We start from the raw sequence: 20,449 nt of genomic DNA, 5'->3' as shown, positions 1-20,449 counted from the left end.
TTAGTGTGGGTAGGCTTCACGCATGAATGAAAGGTCCTTTTCAGTCAGTTCGGCGTTGATGCCCACCTGCCAGCCGTTGGTGGTCAGGAAGGGTTCTACCGGGTAGTGCATCACCGAGTGTGGATCGTAGCCAATGTTGACGAGGTCGGCGGACGGGCGTTTGTCGAACACCTGCTTGCGAACTTCTTCTTCGCTTGCCCCGCCCAGCTCTGTGGCGTAGTACTGCATGGCCCGGTCATTCCATGGGATGTCCGCTTCAGGGTGCTGATGTTCGTGGTCCAGGCCGAAGATATGGCCGAATTCGTGCAGCACCGTGAAATCAAACAGCTCGTCACCAGGTTGGAAGCACAGCATCAGGTTGGGCGAGCCACTTGCAAGGATGTTCGTGCCCAGGTGCGTACCGTTCAGGTAAGCCTCGGGGGCACAGCAAACCCTGATCTCGGCGCTCTGGTCGTTATCTTCGACCCGCTCCATGAGCAGGTTGGCGCCCGACAGGTCGATCCAGGAACGGCCCAGCTCGTAGATGCGGGCCTTTAGCGCTTCGCTGCCCTTGCTAACGAACGAGACCTTGAGCAGGCGCCCTGGCTTCCACAGTTTGCCGGTGGGGCCCATGGAGCGGGTACGCATACCGCTGGGTGGCCCATTGCGCGGGTTCTCCGTCAAGGCCAGCTGGCGCGCTTTATACGGGTTGACTGAGTCCAGGCGTAGGGGGAGTTTGGCTGTAATCATGGTGACTCCAGAGAGTAGTGGAGTCACCATGGTGCGGGTGGCCGAGCGGGTATCAGCGGTAACTATCTATCCCGACACGCGGACAGACCTTTTATCTGGCAAGGTGCTTGTCAGCTCCCAAGGAAAGCCCGAATCCGCTCTGCCGCCTCGATGCATTCTGCCAGCGGCGCTACCAGCGCCATGCGTACACGCCCTGCGCCCGGGTTTACGCCATGTACCTCGCGGGACAGGTACGAACCCGGTACCACCGTCACATGCTGGGACGCAAACAGGTCGCGGGTGAACGCGGCATCATCACCGGGCACCTTTGCCCACAGGTAGAAGCTGCCATCGGGGCGTTGCACGTCCATGACCGGCTGAAGAATCTCCAGCACAGCGTCGTACTTGGCCCGGTATTGGTCGCGGTTGGCCCGCACATGAGCTTCGTCCTGCCAGGCGGCGATGCTGGCCATCTGGGTTTGTACCGGCATGGCGCAGCCGTGATAAGTGCGATACAGCAGGAAGGGCTTGATGATATCGGCATCGCCCGTGACAAAGCCTGAACGCAGGCCCGGCAGGTTGGAGCGCTTGGACAGGCTGTGGAACACCACGCAACGCTTGAAGTCGCTGCGCCCCAGTTCGGCACAGGCGGTCAGCAGCCCAGGGGGTGGCGCCTCTTCGTCGAAGTACAGCTCGCTGTAACACTCGTCGGCGGCAATCACGAAGTCGTGTTCGTCAGCCAGCGCGATCAGCTTTTTCAGGGTGTCGATGGGCACCAGGGCGCCGGTTGGGTTGCCTGGGGAGCACAGGAACAGCACCTGGCAGCGCTGCCAGACCTCTGCCGGCACGGCATCGAAATCGGGGTTGAAACCGTTGTCTTCCAGGCATGGCAGGTAATGCGGGGTCGCACCGGCGAGCAGGGCGGCACCTTCGTAGATTTGATAGAACGGGTTGGGGCTGACCACCAAACCGTCATCGCTGCGGTTCACCACTGCCTGGGTGAAAGCGAACAACGCTTCGCGAGTGCCATTGACCGGCAGGATGTGGCGGTCGGCATCCAGCCAACCGGCTGGCACGCCAAAGCGTTGCTCGCACCATTGACCGATCGCCTGGCGCAAGGCGGGCAGGCCCAGGGTGCTGGGGTACACCGCCAGCTTGTCGAGGTTGTCTGCCATCGCCTGGGCCACGAACGCCGGCGAGGTGTGCTTGGGTTCGCCGATCGACAGGGCGATTGCACGTTTGTCCGCCGCAGGTGAAACGCTGGCCAGCAGGGCGCGAAGCTTTTCGAAGGGGTAGGGCTGGAGCTGGGTCAAGGCATGGTTCATTGGCGCAAGGTCTCGTCAATCATCTGGTCGTCAAAAAGTCACGCGTGCAGGGGGTGTGCTGGCTTGGCCGGCTTGCAACTGCTGCACGATGGCCTCCTGCAGGCGGCTGCACAGCTGTGGGTCGGACAGTGGCTGGTTGTCGGCATCGGTGATGAAGAACACGTCTTCCACCCGTTCGCCCAGCGTGGCGATCTTGGCGTTTTGCAGCGACAGGTCGAACTCGAGGAAAATGCGCCCCAGCCGGGCCAGCAGCCCCGGGCGGTCCGGGGCGGTGATCTCAAGGATGGTGACTGGCCGCTGGGCATCGTTGAGGATGGTCACAAGGGGCGGAAAATCGAAGTGCTTGAGCTGGCGCGGCACCCGGCGCTGGATGATGGTCGGGTAGTCTTCCGGGTTGCGCAGCGCCTCGGTGAGGCCATCGCGAATCTGCCGGACCCGCTGTGGGTTGTCGCCGATCGCGCCGCCGTCGTTGTCCAGCACGATATAGGTGTCGAGGGTGAACTGGCTGCTGGAGGTGATGATGCGCGCATCATGAATGTTCAGGTTCAACTGCGACATCGCCGCCACGGTCACCGCGAAGAAGTCGTGTTGGTCGGGGGCGTAGATGAAAATTTGCGTGCCACCCTCGAATTCGCGTTGGGTGGTTTCCTTGATCAGCACCAGTGGCCCGCCGTCAGCAGGCTGCTGCAGGATCGCATCGCTGTGCCAGGCAACGTCGGCTGCATTGTGCTTGAGGAAGTAGTCATCGCCCAACTGCGACCACAGCTGCTCGACGTCGTCCGGGTCGATACCCTGGCGCACCAGGATATCCAGGGCAGCGGACTGGGTCTGGCGGATTTGCTCTTCACGGTCCAGCGGGTTTTCCAGGCCGCGGCGCAAGGCACGCTTGGTTTCGGTGTACAACTGGCGCAGCAAGCTGGCCCGCCACGAGTTCCACAGGCTGGGGTTAGTGGCGTTGATATCGGCCACGGTCAGCACATACAGGTAGTCCAAGCGCGTTTCGTCGCCCACGTGCAGGGCGAAATCGTGGATCACCTGCGGGTCTGACAGGTCCTTGCGCTGGGCCGTGGTGGACATGACCAAGTGGTTCTGCACCAGCCAGACGATCAGCCGGCTGTCCCAGGCGGGCAATTGATGGCGCTCGCAGAACGCCTGGGCATCCACTGCGCCCAGCTCGGAATGGTCACCCTGGCGACCCTTGCCGATATCGTGATAAAGACCGGCCAGGTAAATGAGCTCAGGCTTGGGCAGGCGCCCCATGAGCTTGCTGGCCAGCGGGAATTTCTCGGACACCGGCGTGTACTGCAGTTTACGCAGGTGCTTGATGAGGTTGAGCGTGTGGGCGTCGACCGTATAGATGTGGAACAGGTCGTGCTGCATCTGCCCGACGATCAGGCCGAACTCCGGCAGGTAGCGCCCGAGGATGCCGTAGCGGTTCATGCGCCGGAGGTTGCGGTGGATACCGATTTCACACTTGAACAGCTCGATGAACAGGCTGGTGTTGCGGATATCGGTACGGAAACTCTGGTCGATCAGGTGCCGGTGCTCGCGCAGCAGCCGCACGGTGTCTGCCCGCACGCCCTTGATCTCAGGGTGCTGGGCCATTAACACGAACATTTCCAGCATGGCGAACGGGGTACGCCGGAACACATTGGGGCGCACGGCCTCGATGTAGCCGTCATGCAGGCGGAACCGTGCATTCAGCGGCTGGGTGGTACCCCTGTCGTCATCGGCCAGGATCACTTCTTCGAAGTGCTGGATGATCAGGTCACACAGCTGGCTGATGCTCATCACCACCCGGTAGTACTGCTGCATGAACTGCTCGATGGCGCGCTTCGGGTTGTCATCGCTGTAGCCCAGCAGAGCGGCGATGCTGCGCTGATGGTCAAACAGCAGGCGGTCTTCGGCGCGGCCTGCCAGCATGTGCAGGGCATAGCGCACCCGCCACAGGAAGTCCTGGGACGAGGCCAGAAGCTCGTTTTCGCTTTCCAGCAGAAACCCTTCGCCGGCCAGGGCGTGCAGGTTGAGTGTGCCGTACTGGCGGCGTGCTACCCACAGCACCGTCTGGATGTCACGAAGGCCCCCGGGCGAACCCTTGACGTTGGGCTCCAGGTTGTACTCGGTGTCGTTGTACTTGTGGTGGCGCGCCTGGAGTTCGGCGCGCTTGGCCAGGAAGAACTCCCGGCTGGGCCACATGTGCGCGGTGCTGGTGACCTCGAGCATGCGCTGGCGCAAGGCCTCGGGGCCGGTGATGGTGCGGCTTTCCATCAGGTTGGTGATGACCGTGAGGTCGGCACGGGCCTGTTCGGCGCACTCATCGACGGTGCGCACGCTCTGGCCCACTTCCAGGCCGATGTCCCACAGCAGCGTGAGAAACCGCTCAATGGCATCGCGGTACTGTTCATGTTCTGCCGCGCCCAGCAATATCAGCAGGTCGATATCCGAATGCGGGTGCAATTCGCCGCGGCCATAACCGCCTACGGCGACCAGTGCGATGCCGCTGTGGTCACCCCAGTCGAACTGGTTCCAGGCCTGTTGCAGCACGTTGTCCACCAGCCAGGCGCGTGCTTCGATCAGCGGGCGAATGGCGCTGCCGGCGCGAAAACGCTTGTCCAGCACCTCGCCGGCCTGGCGAATGGCCTTCTTGAAGGCAGCCACAGGGCTGGCCTTCAGGGCAAGTTCTGCCTGGAACTGGCCGCGGTCGAACAGTTCGGGGTCCACCTGTGGCATCGGGTCACGCTCCTGTGGTGTGGGCTGTGCCTGTTCAGGCCGAGATGCGCGCGATGGTGTCGTCCTTGCGCAGGGTGAAGATTTCGTAGCCCGTGGCGGTGACCACCAGGGTGTGTTCCCACTGCGCCGAAAGCTTGCGGTCCTTGGTGATGGCGGTCCAGCCGTCGCCCAGTACCTTGGTGTCGGCCTTGCCCTGGTTGATCATCGGCTCGATGGTGAAGGTCATGCCTTCTTTAAGCTCCATGCCCGTGCCGGCACGGCCGTAGTGCAGAATCTGCGGCTCTTCGTGGAACACTTTGCCGATGCCATGGCCGCAGAACTCGCGCACCACGGAAAAACCATTCTTTTCAGCGTGCTTCTGGATCACTTCGCCGATATCGCCCAGGCGGCAGCCTGGCTTCACCAGTTCGATGGCCTTGTACAGGCATTCCTGGGTGACGCGTGACAGCCGTTCGGCCCACTGCGGCACGCTACCCACATGGAACATGCGGCTGGTGTCGCCGTGGTAGCCGTCCTTGATCACGGTGATGTCGATGTTCAGCGTGTCACCGTCCTTGAGTGGTTTGTCGTTGGGGATACCATGACAGACCACGTGGTTGATGGAGGTGCAGATCGACTTGGGGTAGCCCTTGTAGTTGAGCGGCGCCGGAATGGCCTGCTGCACGTTGACGATGTAGTCGTGGCACAGGCGGTCGAGGGTTTCGGTGGTGACGCCGGGCTTGACGTGCTCTTCGATCATTTCCAGCACCTCGGCAGCCAGACGGCCGGCGATGCGCATCTTCTCGATGTCTTCTGCAGTCTTGATGGTGACGGTCATTACAGGCTCTCTTCACTGCGCCGCACGCGGCGCGCTAAAACAGGAAAGGCGTCATTCTAACAGAGCTGCGGGGTTCAGGCTGTTTCAGTCATGGCAGGGCGCCTGCAGCGCGGGGGCAGTTTTCAGGTTCCGTTTGCCCGCGCACTGTGGTATAACATGCGCCGCTTTCGGGCCCAGGCCCGTCTGCACACAAACCCACACACGTGTCGACACGATGGCCTGGGTGCCCCGAGTTGCAGAACTCGCGGGTTGGTCATTGGGATACGTGGAGGCCCAACCCGACTTATCAAGGAACTATCATGTCCCAAGTCAACATGCGCGATATGCTGAAGGCCGGTGTGCACTTCGGCCACCAGACCCGTTACTGGAACCCGAAAATGGGCAAGTACATTTTCGGCGCGCGCAACAAGATCCACATCGTCAACCTGGAAAAAACCCTGCCGATGTTCAACGACGCACTGTCGTTCGTTGAGCGCCTGGCCCAGGGCAAGAACAAGATCCTGTTCGTCGGCACCAAGCGTTCCGCCGGCAAGATCGTCGCCGAGCAAGCTGCTCGTTGCGGTTCGCCGTACGTTGACCACCGTTGGTTGGGCGGCATGCTGACCAACTACAAGACCATCCGCGCTTCGATCAAGCGTCTGCGCGACCTGGAAACCCAGGCCGATGACGGCACCTTCGCCAAGCTGACCAAGAAAGAAGCCCTGATGCGCTCCCGCGATCTGGAAAAACTGGACCGCAGCCTGGGTGGCATCAAGGACATGGGTGGTCTGCCTGACGCTCTGTTCGTCATCGACGTTGATCACGAGCGCATCGCGATCACCGAAGCCAACAAACTGGGTATTCCGGTTATCGGCGTTGTCGATACCAACAGCAGCCCGGAAGGTGTTGACTACATCATCCCAGGTAACGATGACGCCATTCGCGCTATCGAGCTGTACATGACTTCCATGGCTGACGCTGTGATCCGTGGCCGCAACAACGTTGCTGGCGGCACCGAAGTCTACGCTGAAGAAGCGGCTGCACCGGCTGCCGAGTAATAGACGCTAGCGTCGACTTGGCACGCAAAAAGGGGGCTCTGCCCCCTTTTTGCCACCTTGAAATCCTGCTGTCAGCGATGGCCCCGCATCATGGGCCGGCTGAACACAACAGCGGATTCGCAGAATTGAACGCCCGTGAGCAACGGGTGGAATGGTTGAAAAACTTTCCAAGAGGATTTTGAAATGGCAGCAATTACTGCAGCGCTGGTAAAAGAACTGCGCGAGCGTACCGGCGAAGGCATGATGGATTGCAAGAAGGCCCTGGAAAAGGCCGACGGCGACATCGAAAAAGCCATTGACGACATGCGTGCCTCCGGCGCCATCAAGGCCGCCAAGAAGGCTGGCAACGTGGCTGCTGAAGGCGCTATCGCCGTCAAGACCGACGGCAAAGCCGCCGTTCTGCTGGAAGTGAACTCGCAGACCGACTTCCTGGCCCTGCAAGACGACTTCAAGAATTTCGTGGCCGAAAGCCTGGAAGAAGCCTTCGCCCAGAAGCTGACCGATGCAGCCCCGCTGATCGCCTCGCGTGAAGCTGCCCGTGAAGCCCTGGTCGCCAAGTGCGGCGAAAACGTCAACATCCGCCGCCTGGTGCGTGTTGAAGGTGACGTGGTAGGTGCCTACCTGCACGGCAACAAGATCGGCGCCGTTGTTGTTCTGCAAGGCGGTGACGTCGAGCTGGCCAAGAACATCGCCATGCACGTTGCAGCCTCGAACCCTGAGTTCCTGGACTCGTCGGAAATCTCCGCCGAAGCCATCGAGCGCGAGAAGGGCGTGTTCCTGCAGCTGAACGCCGACAAGATCGCCGGCAAGCCGGAAAACATCGTTGAGAACATGATCAACGGCCGTATTTCCAAGTTCAAGGCTGAAGCCTCGCTGAAAGAGCAGGCCTTCGTCATGGATCCAGAAGTCAAAGTGGGCGCCCTGGCTAAAAAAGCCGGTGCAGAAATCGTTTCCTTCACCTACTTCAAGGTCGGCGAAGGTATCGAAAAGCCGGTTGACGACTTCGCTGCCGAAGTTGCTGCTCAAGTAGCTGCTGCCAAGCAGTAAGACAGCCCCGTCTGTCGCCCCGAAGAGGCTGCCCGCTCACGCGCGCAGCCTCTTTGTCAAAACGGCGAGGGGTTCATCGAACCCTGCCGCCGCTGGCACCTACCCGGTGCCACGCTACAGTTAGCAGGCTGCAAACAGCCCGCACGAATTTTCTACAGTACGCCGCAGGAGAGACTCGCAATGGCTCAGCAGGTGAGTGGTCGCCAACCTCGCTATAAACGCATTTTGCTCAAACTTAGCGGCGAGGCCCTGATGGGCTCGGAAGACTTCGGGATCGACCCGAAGGTACTCGATCGCATGGCCCTTGAAGTAGGCCAGCTGGTTGGGATCGGTGTTCAGGTGGGCCTGGTCATCGGCGGTGGCAACCTGTTCCGCGGCGCCGCACTGAGCGCTGCCGGCATGGACCGCGTTACCGGTGACCACATGGGCATGCTGGCCACGGTGATGAACGCCCTGGCGATGCGCGATGCCCTGGAGCGTTCGAACATCCCGGCGCTGGTCATGTCGGCCATTTCCATGGTGGGTGTCACCGACCACTACGACCGCCGCAAAGCTATCCGTCACCTCAACTCCGGGGATGTGGTAATTTTCTCCGCCGGTACCGGCAACCCGTTCTTCACCACCGACTCCGCAGCCTGTCTGCGCGCCATCGAAATCGATGCCGACGTGGTGCTGAAGGCGACCAAGGTCGATGGTGTGTACACTGCTGACCCATTCAAGGACCCGCATGCCGAGAAGTTCGATCGCCTGACCTATGACGAGGTTCTGGATCGCAAGCTGGGTGTGATGGACCTGACCGCAATCTGCCTGTGCCGTGACCACAAGATGCCATTGCGGGTATTCAACATGAACAAGCCTGGCGCCCTGCTGAATATCGTGGTGGGCGGCGCTGAAGGCACTTTGATCGAGGAAGGCCAAGCATGATCAACGACATCAAGAAAGACGCTCAGGACCGCATGGGCAAGTCCCTGGAGGCCCTGGCTCGCAACCTGGCGGCCATCCGCACCGGTCGCGCCCACCCAAGCATCCTGGACAGCGTCAAGGTGCCTGCCTGGGGTAGCGAGATGCCGCTGAACCAGGTTGCTGCGATCAGCGTCGAAGACGCCCGCACCTTGAAGATCGTCGCCCATGACAAGAACCTGAGCGCGGCTATCGAGAAGGCGATCCTTACCTCGGACCTGGGCCTGAACCCGTCGAGCGCTGGCACCACCATCCGTGTGCCGATGCCTGCCCTGACCGAAGAAACTCGCAAAGGCTATACCAAGCAGGCCAGCGGCGTGGCCGAGGATGCCAAGGTAGCTGTGCGCAACGTGCGCCGCGATGCCCTGGCAGACCTGAAAAAGCTGACCAAGGACAAGGAAATCAGCGAGGACGAAGAGCGTCGCGCGGCCGATGAAATCCAGAAGCTGACCGACAAGTTCGTTGCTGAAGTCGATGCTGCGTTCAAGGCCAAGGAAAAGGACCTGATGGCCGTCTGAGGCCAGGTTTTTTTTGATGGAAAAGACCAAGCCAGCGGTACCGTCTTCGGTGCCGCGTCACGTCGCGATCATCATGGACGGCAACAACCGCTGGGCGAAACGCCGCCTGTTGCCGGGGGTTGCCGGCCACAAGGCCGGAGTGGACGCCGTTCGTGCGGTCATCGAAGTGTGCGCCGAGGCGGGTGTCGAGGTGCTCACGCTGTTCGCCTTCTCCAGCGAAAACTGGCAGCGGCCGGCCGAGGAGGTCGGTGCCCTCATGGAGCTGTTCTTCTCGGCGTTGCGCCGGGAGGCCCGGCGGCTGAACGAGAACAACATCAGCCTGCGCATCATTGGCGACCGCTCGCGGTTCCATCCTGAGCTGCAGGCCGCCATGCGCGAGGCCGAGGCACTGACTGCCGGTAACAACCGTTTTATCCTGCAGATCGCGGCCAACTATGGCGGGCAATGGGATATCGCCCAGGCGGCCCAGCGGCTTGCGCGGGAGGTGCAGGCCGGGCATCTGCGCCCTGACGACATCACCCCGGGCCTGCTGCAAACGTGCCTGTCCACGGGCGATCTGCCGTTGCCCGACTTGTGCATCCGCACGGGTGGCGAGCACCGCATCAGCAATTTCCTGCTTTGGCAGCTGGCCTACGCCGAGCTGTATTTCTCCGACCTTTTCTGGCCGGACTTCAAACACGAGGCCATGCGTAAGGCATTGGCCGATTTCGCTTCGCGCCAGCGCCGCTTTGGTAAGACCAGCGAGCAGGTCGAGGCTGGAGCTCGTGCTTAATGCTTAAACAACGCATCATTACCGCGCTGATCCTGTTGCCGATAGCGCTGGGTGGGTTCTTCCTGCTCGAAGGGGGCGACTTCGCCCTGTTCATCGGCCTGGTGGTAACGCTCGGTGCGTGGGAGTGGGCGCGCCTGGCCGGGCTGATGGCCCAGCCCCTACGTATCGCCTATGCCCTGGTGGTTGCCGGGGCGCTGATGCTGCTCTACGTGTTGCCGGAGCTGGCCCCCTGGGTGCTCGGTGCGGCGGTGATCTGGTGGGGGCTGGCTACCTGGCTGGTACTGACCTACCCGCGCACCAGTGAGCTGTGGGCCAGTGCCGCCTGCCGGTTGCTGATCGGCCTGCTGGTGCTGCTGCCAGCCTGGCAGGGCCTGGTGCTGCTCAAACACTGGCCACTGGGCAACTGGCTGATCCTGTCGGTGATGGTGCTGGTATGGGCGGCAGATATCGGCGCGTATTTCTCTGGCCGAGCATTTGGCAAGCGCAAGCTGGCCCCGCACGTGAGCCCGGGCAAGAGCTGGGAGGGCGTCTATGGTGGCCTGGCGGTGAGCCTGGTCATCACGCTGGTCGTTGGCATCAGCCGTGAGTGGGGCGTGGGCCAGGTGCTGCTTGGCCTGGTCGGTGCTGCGCTGGTGGTGATGGCATCGGTGGTGGGCGACCTGACCGAGAGCATGTTCAAGCGCCGCTCGGGCATCAAGGACAGCAGCAACCTGCTGCCGGGCCACGGTGGTGTGCTGGACCGTATCGACAGCCTGACTGCTGCCATTCCGCTGTTCGCCGTGCTGCTGTGGGCTGCTGAATGGGGTGTGATGTGAGTGCTGTGCAGCGGATCACCGTGCTCGGTGCTACCGGCTCTATCGGCCTGAGTACGCTGGATGTGATCGCGCGGCACCCGGACCGCTACCAGGTGTTCGCGCTCACCGGGTACTCACGCATCGACGAGCTGCTTGAGCTGTGCGTGCGCCATCGCCCGGTGTTTGCGGTGGTGCCGGAGGCTGAGGCCGCTGCTCGGTTGCGCAGCGGCCTGGCGGCTGCCGGGTGTGCCACTGAAGTGCTCGAGGGCGAGGCAGGGCTTTGTCAGGTGGCCTCGGCTTCGGAGGTTGACGCCGTGATGGCGGCTATCGTCGGCGCCGCTGGGCTGCGCCCCACCCTGGCGGCGGTAGAGGCGGGCAAGAAGGTCTTGCTGGCCAACAAGGAAGCGCTGGTGATGTCGGGCGCCCTGTTCATGGACGCAGTCCGGCGCTCCGGCGCGGTACTGCTGCCCATCGACAGCGAGCACAACGCGATATTCCAGTGCATGCCGGCCGATTACGCACGGGGCCTCGGCGCCGTGGGTGTTCGCCGCATCCTGCTGACCGCATCGGGTGGGCCGTTCCGTGAGACGCCCGCCGAGGCGCTGCTCGAGGTTACCCCCGAGCAGGCCTGTGCACACCCGAACTGGTCCATGGGGCGCAAGATTTCCGTAGACTCGGCCAGCATGATGAACAAGGGCCTGGAGCTGATCGAGGCGTGCTGGTTGTTCGATGCCGCGCCGGCCGACGTCGAAGTGGTGGTGCACCCGCAGAGTGTGATCCACTCGCTGGTCGACTACGTCGACGGTTCGGTGCTGGCGCAGCTGGGTAACCCGGACATGCGTACGCCCATCGCCAATGCCCTGGCCTGGCCGGAGCGGATAGCGTCAGGGGTTGCCCCGCTGGATCTGTTCAGCATCGCCCGCCTGGACTTCCAGGCGCCGGACGAGCTGCGTTTCCCCTGCCTGCGCCTGGCGCGTCAGGCTGCGGAAGCGGGCCACAGCGCCCCGGCTGTGCTCAATGCGGCCAACGAAGTGGCGGTCGAGGCATTTCTGGCTCGCCGTATCCGCTTCCCGGATATCGCGAGTATGATCGAACAGGTTCTGGATCAGGAGCCGGTCGTGCCACTGCCGTCACTGGCTGCGGTGTTTGCCGCCGACCAGCGCGCCCGCGAGCTGGCCCGCGAATGGCTGAGGCGTCACGGGCGCTGATACCAGTTTGCCCAGGTAGCGAGGGGCCGGTGTAGGCCGGCCCGCTGCACATCATTCGGAGATGGACATGACAGCGCTCTACATGATTATCGGCACCCTCGTTGCCCTGGGTGTACTGGTCACCTTCCACGAATTCGGCCACTTCTGGGTGGCGCGGCGCTGCGGTGTAAAAGTGCTGCGCTTTTCGGTCGGCTTCGGTATGCCGCTGGTGCGCTGGCATGACCGCCATGGCACCGAGTTCGTGGTGGCGGCCATCCCGCTGGGCGGCTACGTGAAAATGCTCGACGAACGCGAGGGTGATGTGCCGCCCTCGCTGGCAGGGCAATCGTTCAACCGTAAACCGGTAGGGCAGCGCATTGCGATCGTGGCTGCCGGCCCGATTGCCAACTTCCTGTTGGCAATCCTGTTCTTCTGGATTCTGGCCATGCTGGGTAGCCAGCAGATACGCCCGGTGATCGGGGCCGTAGACGCGGGCAGCCTGGCGGCCTCTGCCGGGCTGGTTGCCGGGCAGGAAATCGTTTCCATCGACGGCAAACCGACCAACGGCTGGTCGGCGGTCAACCTGCAGCTGGTGCGCCGGCTGGGTGAAAGTGGCACGTTGCAAGTGGGTGTGCGGGACGAGGGCGCCAGCGCAGAACAGCAACGTCAGGTGAAACTCGACAGCTGGCTCAAAGGCGCTGATGAGCCCGACCCGATCCAGTCGTTGGGCTTACACCCCTGGCGGCCGGCCATCGTGCCGGTATTGGCCGAAATCGACAGCAAGGGCCCGGCAGGGGCCGCAGGCCTGAAAACCGGTGACACCTTGTTGAGCATCGATGGCAAGCCGGTGGCTGAATGGCAGCAAGTGGTCGACAGCGTGCGTGCCCGCCCCGACGCCAAGGTGGTGGTGCGCGTGCAGCGCGACGGCGCCGTGCTAGACCTGCCGGTCACCTTGGGCCGCAAGGGCGAGGGCAGTGCGGCTGCGGGGTACCTGGGGGCTGGGGTGAAGGGTGGCGAGTGGCCGGCATCGATGCTGCGTGAGGTGCGCTACGGCCCGCTGGAGGCGGTTGGCGAGGGCTTGTCGCGCACCTGGAACATGAGCGTGCTGACGCTGCAGTCCCTGAAGAAAATGCTGTTCGGTGAGCTCTCGGTAAAAAACTTGAGTGGACCGATAACCATTGCTAAAGTGGCGGGCGCTTCAGCCCAGTCCGGCGTAGGGGATTTCCTGAATTTCCTGGCCTACCTGAGCATAAGCCTGGGGGTTCTTAACCTGCTGCCCATCCCGGTACTGGATGGGGGGCATTTGCTGTTCTACCTGGTCGAATGGGCGCGCGGTCGCCCGCTGTCGGACCGGGTACAAGGTTGGGGGGTCCAGATCGGTATCAGTTTGGTCTTGGGGGTGATGCTGCTCGCCCTGATCAACGATCTGGGTCGACTATAAAAGCTTCGCTCAATTGCGAAACCTGTCGTTCATGACGGCAGGTTGTTTATTGCCAGTTGGAATAAAAGGACTTCATGAAACGTCTGCTGCTAACTGCGGTCCTCTCCGCACTGATGATCGCTGAAGTTCACGCCGAGTCCTTCACCATCTCCGATATTCGAGTCAACGGCCTGCAGCGGGTTTCCGCTGGCAGCGTCTTTGGCGCCTTGCCGCTCAACGTGGGCGACCAGGCCGATGACCGTCGTCTGGTGGAATCTACCCGCTCGCTGTTCAAGACCGGGTTCTTTCAGGACATCGAGCTGAACCGTGATGGCAATGTTCTGATCATCAACGTGGTCGAGCGCCCGTCGGTGTCGAGCATCGAGATCGAAGGCAACAAGGCGATCAGCACCGACGACCTGATGAAAGGCCTGAAACAGTCGGGCCTGGCCGAAGGTGAAATCTTCCAGCGCGCCACCCTTGAAGGTGTGCGTAACGAGCTGCAGCGCCAATATGTGGCCCAGGGCCGCTACTCGGCCGAGGTCGACGCCGAAGTGGTGCCGCAGCCGCGCAACCGTGTGGCGCTGAAGATCAAGATCAACGAAGGCACCGTCGCTGCCATTCAGCACATCAACGTCGTTGGCAACAACGTGTTCGATGACGAAACCCTGCAGCAGCTGTTCGAACTGAAAACCACCAACTGGCTGTCGTTCTTCAAGAACGACGACAAGTATGCCCGCGAAAAACTGTCCGGTGACCTGGAACGTCTGCGTTCCTACTACCTGGACCGCGGCTACATCAACATGGACATCGCCTCTACCCAGGTGTCCATCACGCCAGACAAGAAGCACGTCTACATCACCGTCAACATCAACGAAGGTGAGAAGTACACCGTTCGTGACGTGAAGCTGTCCGGTGACCTGAAGGTGCCGGAAGACCAGGTCAAGTCGCTGCTGCTGGTGCAGCCGGGCCAGGTGTTCTCGCGCAAGGTCATGACCAGCACGTCCGAGCTGATCACCCGCCGCCTGGGTAACGAAGGTTACACCTTCGCCAACGTCAACGGCGTACCGCAGCCGAACGACCAGGACCACACGGTCGACATCATGTTCGTGGTAGACCCGGGCAAACGCGCCTACGTCAACCGCATCAACTACCGTGGCAACACCAAGACCGAAGACGAAGTGCTGCGCCGCGAGATGCGCCAGATGGAAGGCGGCTGGGCTTCGACCTACCTGATCGACCAGTCCAAGACCCGCCTTGAGCGCCTGGGCTTCTTCAAGGATGTGAACGTCGAGACCCCGCCTGTGCCGGGTACCGATGACCAGGTCGACGTGAACTACAGCGTTGAAGAGCAGGCGTCCGGTTCGATCACCGCCAGCGTCGGTTTCGCCCAGAGTGCGGGCCTGATCCTGGGTGGTTCGATCAGCCAGACCAACTTCCTGGGTACCGGTAACAAGGTTTCCGTTGGCCTGACCCGTTCCGAATACCAGACCCGCTACAACTTCGGCTTCGTGGACCCCTACTTCACTGCCGACGGCGTGAGCCTGGGTTACAACGCCTTCTACCGCAGCACCAACTACGATGATCTCGACGTCGACGTGGCGAGCTATGCGGTGGATAGCCTGGGTGCCGGCGTCAGCCTGGGTTACCCGATCAGCGAAACGTCGCGCCTGACCTATGGTTTGAGCGTGCAGCAGGACAAGCTGAAAACCGGTAAGTACACGGTTGATGAGATCTTTGATTTCATCAACAAGGAAGGCAAAAGCTTCACCAACTTCAAAGCGTCGATCGGCTGGTCTGAATCAACGCTGAACAAAGGTGTGCTGGCGACCCGTGGCCACTCCCAGAGCCTGACCCTGGAGTCGACCATTCCAGGCAGCGACCTGTCGTTCTACAAACTGGACTACCGTGGCCAGCTGTTCAAGCCCCTCAGCCAGAACTACACCCTGCGTCTGCACACTGAGCTGGGCTATGGTGACGGCTTCGGCGGTACCTCTGGCTTGCCGTTCTACGAGAACTACTACGCGGGTGGTTTCAACTCTGTCCGCGGCTTCAAGGACAGCAGCCTGGGGCCACGTAGTACCCCAAGCCAGGCCAATGAAAAGAACGGTACGCTGACGGATCCAGACCAAGACCCGCTACCCTTCGGCGGCAACGTCCTGGTGCAGGGCGGCGTAGAACTGCTGTTCCCGATGCCGTTCATCAAGGATCAGCGTTCCCTGCGGACCTCGGTCTTCTGGGATGTGGGTAACGTGTTCGACACCAATTGCGGCAAGAAGCCCGATTGCGCCAAGGTCGGCTTCTCCGACATGGCCAGTTCGGTCGGTGTGGGTGTGACGTGGATCACCGCCCTGGGCCCGCTGAGCTTCAGCCTGGCGATGCCGATCAAGAAGCCGGACGATGCCGACACCCAGGTGTTCCAATTCTCTCTGGGCCAGACCTTCTAAGGTCGGCCCTTGCTTAACGACAACGGTTTATCCAGGAGTTCATCGTGCGCAAGTTGACCCAAATGGCCGTAGTGGCCGCGGCGCTGGTCGCCACCCCGGCTTTCGCCGAAATGAAGGTTGCCGTTCTGAACTATCAGATGGCCCTGCTGGAATCGGACGCCGCCAAGAAGTACGCCGTGGATGCCGAGAAAAAGTTCGGCCCGCAGCTGACCAAGCTCAAGAGCCTGGAAAGCAGCGCCAAGGGCATCCAGGATCGCCTGATCAAGGGCGGCGACAAGATGCAGCAGCCTGAGCGTGAGCGCCTGGAGCTTGAATTCAAGCAGAAAGCCCGTGACTTCCAGTTCCAGTCCAAGGAACTCAACGAAGCCAAGGCCGTGGCCGACCGTGACATGCTCAAGCAGCTCAAGCCCAAGCTGGACGGTGCGGTGGAAGAAGTCATCAAGAAAGGTGGCTTTGACCTGGTGCTCGAGCGCGGCGCGGTCATCGATGTCAAACCTCAGTACGACATCACCCGCCAGGTTATCGAGCGCATGAACCAAGCCCGTTGATATGACCCTGACCATGACGCTTGGCCAGTTGGCCGAGGCCCTCGGGGCCACCCTGAAGGGCCCTGGTGACCTGAACATCACCGGCCTGGCCACCTTGCAGGAGGCCGGCCCCGGCCAGCTGAGCTTTCTCGCCAACCCGCAGTACCGCAAGTACCTGGACAACTGCCAGGCGGCTGCCGTGCTGCTCAAGGCGGCGGATGCAGAAGGCTTTGCCGGCCACGCGCTGATCGTGGCGGACCCGTACCTGGCGTACGCACGCATTTCCCACCTGTTCGACCCAAAACCCAAGGCTGTGGCGGGTGTTCATCCCAGCGCCGTGGTGGCCGGGGATGCTCAGGTGGATGCCAGTGCCTGTATCGGGCCTTTTGCAGTCGTTGAAAGCGGGGCGTGCATCGGCGCCAACGTCACCATTGGTGCCCATTGCGTGGTCGGTGCTCGTTGCGTCATCGGCGAGGGCGGTTGGCTGGCCCCGCGGGTCACGTTGTACCACGACGTCACCATCGGCAAGCGGGTGGTTATCCAGTCGGGTGCGGTGATCGGCGGTGAAGGCTTCGGCTTTGCCAACGAAAAAGGCGTATGGCGCAAGATCGCCCAGATTGGCGGCGTGAGCATCGGCGATGATGTTGAAATCGGCGTCAATACGGCGGTCGACCGTGGCGCGCTGTCCGATACCGTGATTGCCGATGGGGTCAAGCTGGACAACCAGATCCAGATTGCCCACAACGTGCACGTTGGTGAGCACACGGCCATGGCTGCGTGTGTGGGTATTTCCGGCAGTACGCGCATCGGCAAGCACTGCACCATTGCCGGGGGCGTTGGCATGGTTGGCCATATCGATGTCTGTGATAACGTTTTTGTGTCTGGCATGACCATGGTCACCCGCTCCATCACCGAGCCGGGCGCCTATTCATCCGGCACTGCCATGCAGCCACTGGCTGACTGGCGCAAGAGCGCCGCGCGTATCCGTCACCTGGACGACATGGCCAAGCGCCTCCAGCAGCTGGAAAAACGCGTCGATACCGTGACCTCAGGTGGCCGGCCGACATCAGAAGGCTGATACCATTTTCTGAGCAAGAGTGAACAGTCGCTAGCTGGCTCCTCTTTGGATTGCAAAAGGAGCGTGTGGTCAGCACCTGCGCTCCCTATTCTTATTACAGGCTTCCCCCCCGAAATGATGGACATCAACGAGATTCGCGAATACCTGCCTCACCGTTACCCGTTCCTGCTGGTGGACCGTGTGACGGATCTGGACTACGAGGCCCAGAGCATTCGTGCCTACAAGAATGTCAGCATCAACGAGCCGTTCTTCAACGGCCATTTCCCGGCGCACCCCATCATGCCGGGCGTTCTGATCATCGAAGCCATGGCCCAGGCGGCCGGTATCCTGGGTTTCAAGATGCTGGATGCCAAGCCGGCCGACGGCACGCTGTATTACTTCGTCGGCTCCGACAAGCTGCGCTTCCGCCAGCCGGTGCTGCCGGGTGACCAGCTGGTGCTGGAGGCGAAGTTCCTCAGCCGCAAGAGCATGATCTGGAAGTTCGAATGCCGTGCCCTGGTGGACGGCAAGCCTGTATGCTCGGCAGAGATCACCTGCGCGGAACGCTCCCTATGAATTTGATTGATCCTCGGGCCATTATCGATCCATCGGCCAGGCTGGCCGATGGCGTCGAGGTCGGCCCCTGGTCGATCGTTGGCCCCGATGTCGAAATCGGGGAGGGCACGGTCATCGGCCCGCATGTTGTGCTCAAAGGCCCGACCCGCATCGGCAAGCACAACCGTATCTTTCAGTTTTCGTCGATTGGCGAAGACACCCCGGACCTGAAATACAAAGGCGAGCCGACCCGCCTGGTGATTGGCGATCACAACGTGATCCGCGAGGGTGTGACCATTCACCGCGGCACCGTGCAGGACCGCGCCGAAACCACCGTGGGCGACCACAACCTGATCATGGCCTATGCCCACATCGGCCATGACAGCGTCATCGGCAGCCACTGCATTCTGGTCAACAACACGGCGCTGGCAGGCCATGTGCACGTGGGCGACTGGGCGATCCTGTCCGGTTTCACACTGGTGCACCAGTATTGCCACATCGGGGCCCACGCGTTTTCCGGCATGGGCACCGCCATTGGCAAAGATGTGCCGGCTTTCGTCACGGTGTTCGGCAGCCCGGCTGAAGCCCGCAGCATGAACTTCGAGGGCATGCGCCGCCGCGGTTTTAGTGACGAGGTCATCCACGTGCTGCGTCGCTGCTATAAGATCGTGTACCGCCAGGGCCTGACTGTCGAAGATGCCCTGCGCGAGTTGCAGGCACCGGCTGCGCAGTACCCTGAGGTCGAACTGTTCCGTCAGTCGATCGTGAGCTCTGCCCGCGGCATCACCCGCTGATATGGCCCAGCTTTGCATAGCCTTGGTCGCGGGTGAGGCCAGCGGCGACATTCTTGGCTCGGGCTTGATGCGCGCACTCAAGGTGCGTCACCCCGATGTGCGCTTCATCGGTGTCGGTGGCCCGCTCATGGAAGCCGAGGGCCTGCAGTCCTACTTCCCCATGGAGCGCCTTGCGGTGATGGGGCTGGTGGAAGTGCTGGGCCGTCTGCGCGAACTGCTCAAGCGCCGCAAGCTGCTGATCCAGACCCTGATCGAGCAGAAGCCGGATGCGTTCATCGGCATCGACGCCCCTGATTTCAACCTGACGATCGAACTCAAGCTGCGCCAGGCCGGTATCAAGACCGTGCACTATGTGAGCCCGTCCGTGTGGGCCTGGCGTCAGAAGCGTGTACTGAAGATTCGCCAGGGCTGCGACCTGATGCTGACGCTGCTGCCCTTCGAGGCGCGCTTCTATGAAGAGCAGGGCGTACCGGTGCGGTTCGTCGGCCACCCGCTGGCCGACACCATTCCTTTGGAGTGCGACCGCGCTGCTGCCCGTGCCGCCCTCGGCTTGGGTGACGGGCCGGTGGTTGCGCTGATGCCAGGCAGCCGTGGCGGGGAAGTGGGTCGCTTGGGGGCGTTGTTCCTGGATGCAGCCCAGCGCCTGAGCGAACGGGTGCCGGGGGTACGCTTTGTGCTGCCCTGCGCCAATGCTAGCCGCCGCGCCCAGGTCGAGCAGATGCTGAGCGGCCGGCAGCTTGCATTGACGCTGCTTGATGGCAAGTCGCACCAGGCCCTGGCGGCCTGTGACGCGGTGTTGATCGCTTCGGGCACCGCCACCCTGGAGGCATTGCTGTTCAAGCGCCCTATGGTGGTGGCTTATCGCCTTGCGCCGCTGACCTACTGGATACTCAAGCGCCTGGTGAAAAGCCCGTACGTGTCGTTGCCCAACCTGCTGGCCCAGCGTGAGCTGGTGCCTGAGTTGCTGCAGGACGCAGCCACCAGCGAAGCGCTGGCCGCCACACTGGCGCCACTGGTGCGCGATGGCAGCCTGCAGACCGAGCGCTTCGACGAAATTCACCGCACCCTGCGTCGCGACGCCTCCAACCAGGCCGCCGACGCGGTGCTGGCTTTGCTGGAGAGGCGTTGAGATGCAGATAGGGCTGGACTTCAACCTGGTCGAAGACTTGGTTGCCGGTGTCGATGAAGTGGGCCGTGGCCCGTTGTGCGGTGCAGTGGTCACGGCGGCAGTGATCCTTGACCCATTGCGCCCGATCCTGGGCCTTAACGATTCGAAAAAGCTGACTGAAGCCCGCCGTGAGGCGCTGTTCGACGAAATCTGCGAAAAAGCCCTGAGCTTTTGCATTGCCCGCGCTGAAGTCGAGGAAATCGACCGCCTGAACATTCTGCACGCCACCCTGCTGGCCATGCAGCGTGCAGTCGAGGGCTTGCACATCACCCCCAACATGGCCCTGATCGACGGCAACCGCTGCCCACGCCTGGCCGTACCCTGCGCACCCGTTGTGCAGGGGGATGCCAAGGTGCCGGCCATTGCCGCTGCCTCAATCCTGGCCAAGGTGAGCCGCGACCGGGAGATGGCAGCCTTCGAGCTCATTTACCCGGGCTACGGCATGGGTGGGCACAAGGGCTACCCGACGCCTGTGCACCTCGAAGCGCTCGCGCGCCTGGGGCCTACGCCCATTCATCGTCGCTCGTTTGCCCCCGTGCGTGCGGCCTGGGAAGCGCGTGACGGCGTGGTCGATTCGCTGATCTGA

The 20,449-nt window shown here is 62.0% G+C and carries 19 protein-coding genes; 15 read left to right on the top strand and 4 right to left on the bottom strand.

Going from position 1 to position 20,449, the window contains the following annotated elements; all coding sequences use genetic code 11:
* The 4 genes from PPA02S_RS08680 to map all read right to left on the bottom strand — a co-directional run bounded on the left by PPA02S_RS08680 (position 1) and on the right by map (position 5,580).
* Positions 1–729 carry a zinc metalloprotease gene (locus PPA02S_RS08680; protein WP_028634975.1) on the bottom strand — a complete coding sequence of 243 codons (729 nt, stop codon included), beginning with the start codon at positions 727–729 and terminating at the stop codon, positions 1–3.
* Positions 730–839: 110 nt separating this feature from the next.
* Positions 840–2,033: a succinyldiaminopimelate transaminase gene (gene dapC, locus PPA02S_RS08675; protein WP_028634976.1), complete on the bottom strand. Its 1,194-nt coding sequence runs from the start codon at positions 2,031–2,033 to the stop codon at positions 840–842.
* Between the two features lie 30 nt (positions 2,034–2,063).
* The gene (locus PPA02S_RS08670) at positions 2,064–4,763 is read right to left on the bottom strand and encodes a [protein-PII] uridylyltransferase (RefSeq protein WP_028634977.1); all 2,700 of its coding nucleotides are present in this window, start codon (positions 4,761–4,763) and stop codon (positions 2,064–2,066) included.
* Between the two features lie 34 nt (positions 4,764–4,797).
* Positions 4,798–5,580, bottom strand: a complete 783-nt coding sequence (gene map, locus PPA02S_RS08665; RefSeq protein ID WP_028634978.1) for a type I methionyl aminopeptidase — start codon at positions 5,578–5,580, stop codon at positions 4,798–4,800.
* Between the two features lie 299 nt (positions 5,581–5,879).
* On the opposite strand from map, the gene rpsB reads away from it, so the two are divergent.
* The 15 genes from rpsB (at position 5,880) to rnhB (ending at position 20,449) form a co-directional block, all read left to right on the top strand.
* Positions 5,880–6,617, top strand: a complete 738-nt coding sequence (gene rpsB / locus PPA02S_RS08660; RefSeq protein ID WP_028634979.1) for a 30S ribosomal protein S2 — start codon at positions 5,880–5,882, stop codon at positions 6,615–6,617.
* A gap of 183 nt (positions 6,618–6,800) precedes the next feature.
* On the top strand, positions 6,801–7,664 hold the full coding sequence (gene tsf, locus PPA02S_RS08655; protein ID WP_028634980.1) for a translation elongation factor Ts: 864 nt from the start codon (positions 6,801–6,803) through the stop codon (positions 7,662–7,664).
* A 180-nt stretch (positions 7,665–7,844) separates the two neighbouring features.
* Positions 7,845–8,588, top strand: coding sequence for a UMP kinase (gene pyrH / locus PPA02S_RS08650; protein ID WP_028634981.1), 744 nt, complete (start codon positions 7,845–7,847; stop codon positions 8,586–8,588).
* Positions 8,585–9,142 (top strand): ribosome recycling factor, encoded by a 558-nt coding sequence (gene frr, locus PPA02S_RS08645; protein WP_028634982.1) that lies wholly within the window; start codon positions 8,585–8,587, stop codon positions 9,140–9,142. The genes pyrH and frr overlap by 4 nt, the downstream gene beginning before the upstream one ends.
* Before the next feature lie 16 nt (positions 9,143–9,158).
* Positions 9,159–9,914, top strand: a complete 756-nt coding sequence (uppS, locus tag PPA02S_RS08640) for a polyprenyl diphosphate synthase (protein WP_028634983.1) — start codon at positions 9,159–9,161, stop codon at positions 9,912–9,914.
* On the top strand, positions 9,914–10,729 hold the full coding sequence (locus tag PPA02S_RS08635) for a phosphatidate cytidylyltransferase (RefSeq protein WP_028634984.1): 816 nt from the start codon (positions 9,914–9,916) through the stop codon (positions 10,727–10,729). Before uppS ends, PPA02S_RS08635 begins: the two co-directional genes overlap by 1 nt.
* Positions 10,726–11,916, top strand: coding sequence for a 1-deoxy-D-xylulose-5-phosphate reductoisomerase (gene ispC, locus PPA02S_RS08630; protein WP_028634985.1), 1,191 nt, complete (start codon positions 10,726–10,728; stop codon positions 11,914–11,916). The genes PPA02S_RS08635 and ispC overlap by 4 nt, the downstream gene beginning before the upstream one ends.
* Positions 11,917–11,983: 67 nt before the next feature.
* Complete coding sequence (gene rseP, locus PPA02S_RS08625) at positions 11,984–13,336, top strand: RIP metalloprotease RseP (RefSeq protein WP_028634986.1); 1,353 nt, start codon at positions 11,984–11,986, stop codon at positions 13,334–13,336.
* A 74-nt stretch (positions 13,337–13,410) separates the two neighbouring features.
* Positions 13,411–15,762, top strand: a complete 2,352-nt coding sequence (bamA, locus tag PPA02S_RS08620; RefSeq protein ID WP_028634987.1) for an outer membrane protein assembly factor BamA — start codon at positions 13,411–13,413, stop codon at positions 15,760–15,762.
* Positions 15,763–15,806: 44 nt separating this feature from the next.
* The gene (locus tag PPA02S_RS08615; RefSeq protein ID WP_028634988.1) at positions 15,807–16,310 is read left to right on the top strand and encodes an OmpH/Skp family outer membrane protein; all 504 of its coding nucleotides are present in this window, start codon (positions 15,807–15,809) and stop codon (positions 16,308–16,310) included.
* A 1-nt stretch (position 16,311) separates the two neighbouring features.
* Positions 16,312–17,367 (top strand): UDP-3-O-(3-hydroxymyristoyl)glucosamine N-acyltransferase, encoded by a 1,056-nt coding sequence (lpxD, locus tag PPA02S_RS08610; RefSeq protein WP_028634989.1) that lies wholly within the window; start codon positions 16,312–16,314, stop codon positions 17,365–17,367.
* Positions 17,368–17,481: 114 nt separating this feature from the next.
* Positions 17,482–17,922: a 3-hydroxyacyl-ACP dehydratase FabZ gene (gene fabZ / locus PPA02S_RS08605; protein ID WP_028634990.1), complete on the top strand. Its 441-nt coding sequence runs from the start codon at positions 17,482–17,484 to the stop codon at positions 17,920–17,922.
* A complete protein-coding gene (gene lpxA, locus PPA02S_RS08600) occupies positions 17,919–18,695 on the top strand; it encodes an acyl-ACP--UDP-N-acetylglucosamine O-acyltransferase (protein ID WP_028634991.1) in 777 nt (258 codons plus the stop codon). The genes fabZ and lpxA overlap by 4 nt, the downstream gene beginning before the upstream one ends.
* A 1-nt stretch (position 18,696) precedes the next feature.
* The gene (lpxB, locus tag PPA02S_RS08595) at positions 18,697–19,824 is read left to right on the top strand and encodes a lipid-A-disaccharide synthase (protein ID WP_028634992.1); all 1,128 of its coding nucleotides are present in this window, start codon (positions 18,697–18,699) and stop codon (positions 19,822–19,824) included.
* Position 19,825: 1 nt separating this feature from the next.
* Positions 19,826–20,449 (top strand): ribonuclease HII, encoded by a 624-nt coding sequence (rnhB, locus tag PPA02S_RS08590; protein WP_028634993.1) that lies wholly within the window; start codon positions 19,826–19,828, stop codon positions 20,447–20,449.

It is taken from the genome of Pseudomonas parafulva NBRC 16636 = DSM 17004 (genome assembly GCF_000730645.1).
Classification (GTDB): Bacteria; Pseudomonadota; Gammaproteobacteria; order Pseudomonadales; family Pseudomonadaceae; genus Aquipseudomonas; species Aquipseudomonas parafulva.
Note: the sequence above shows the minus strand (reverse complement) of the source record. Positions and strands in the feature narration are given on the sequence as shown.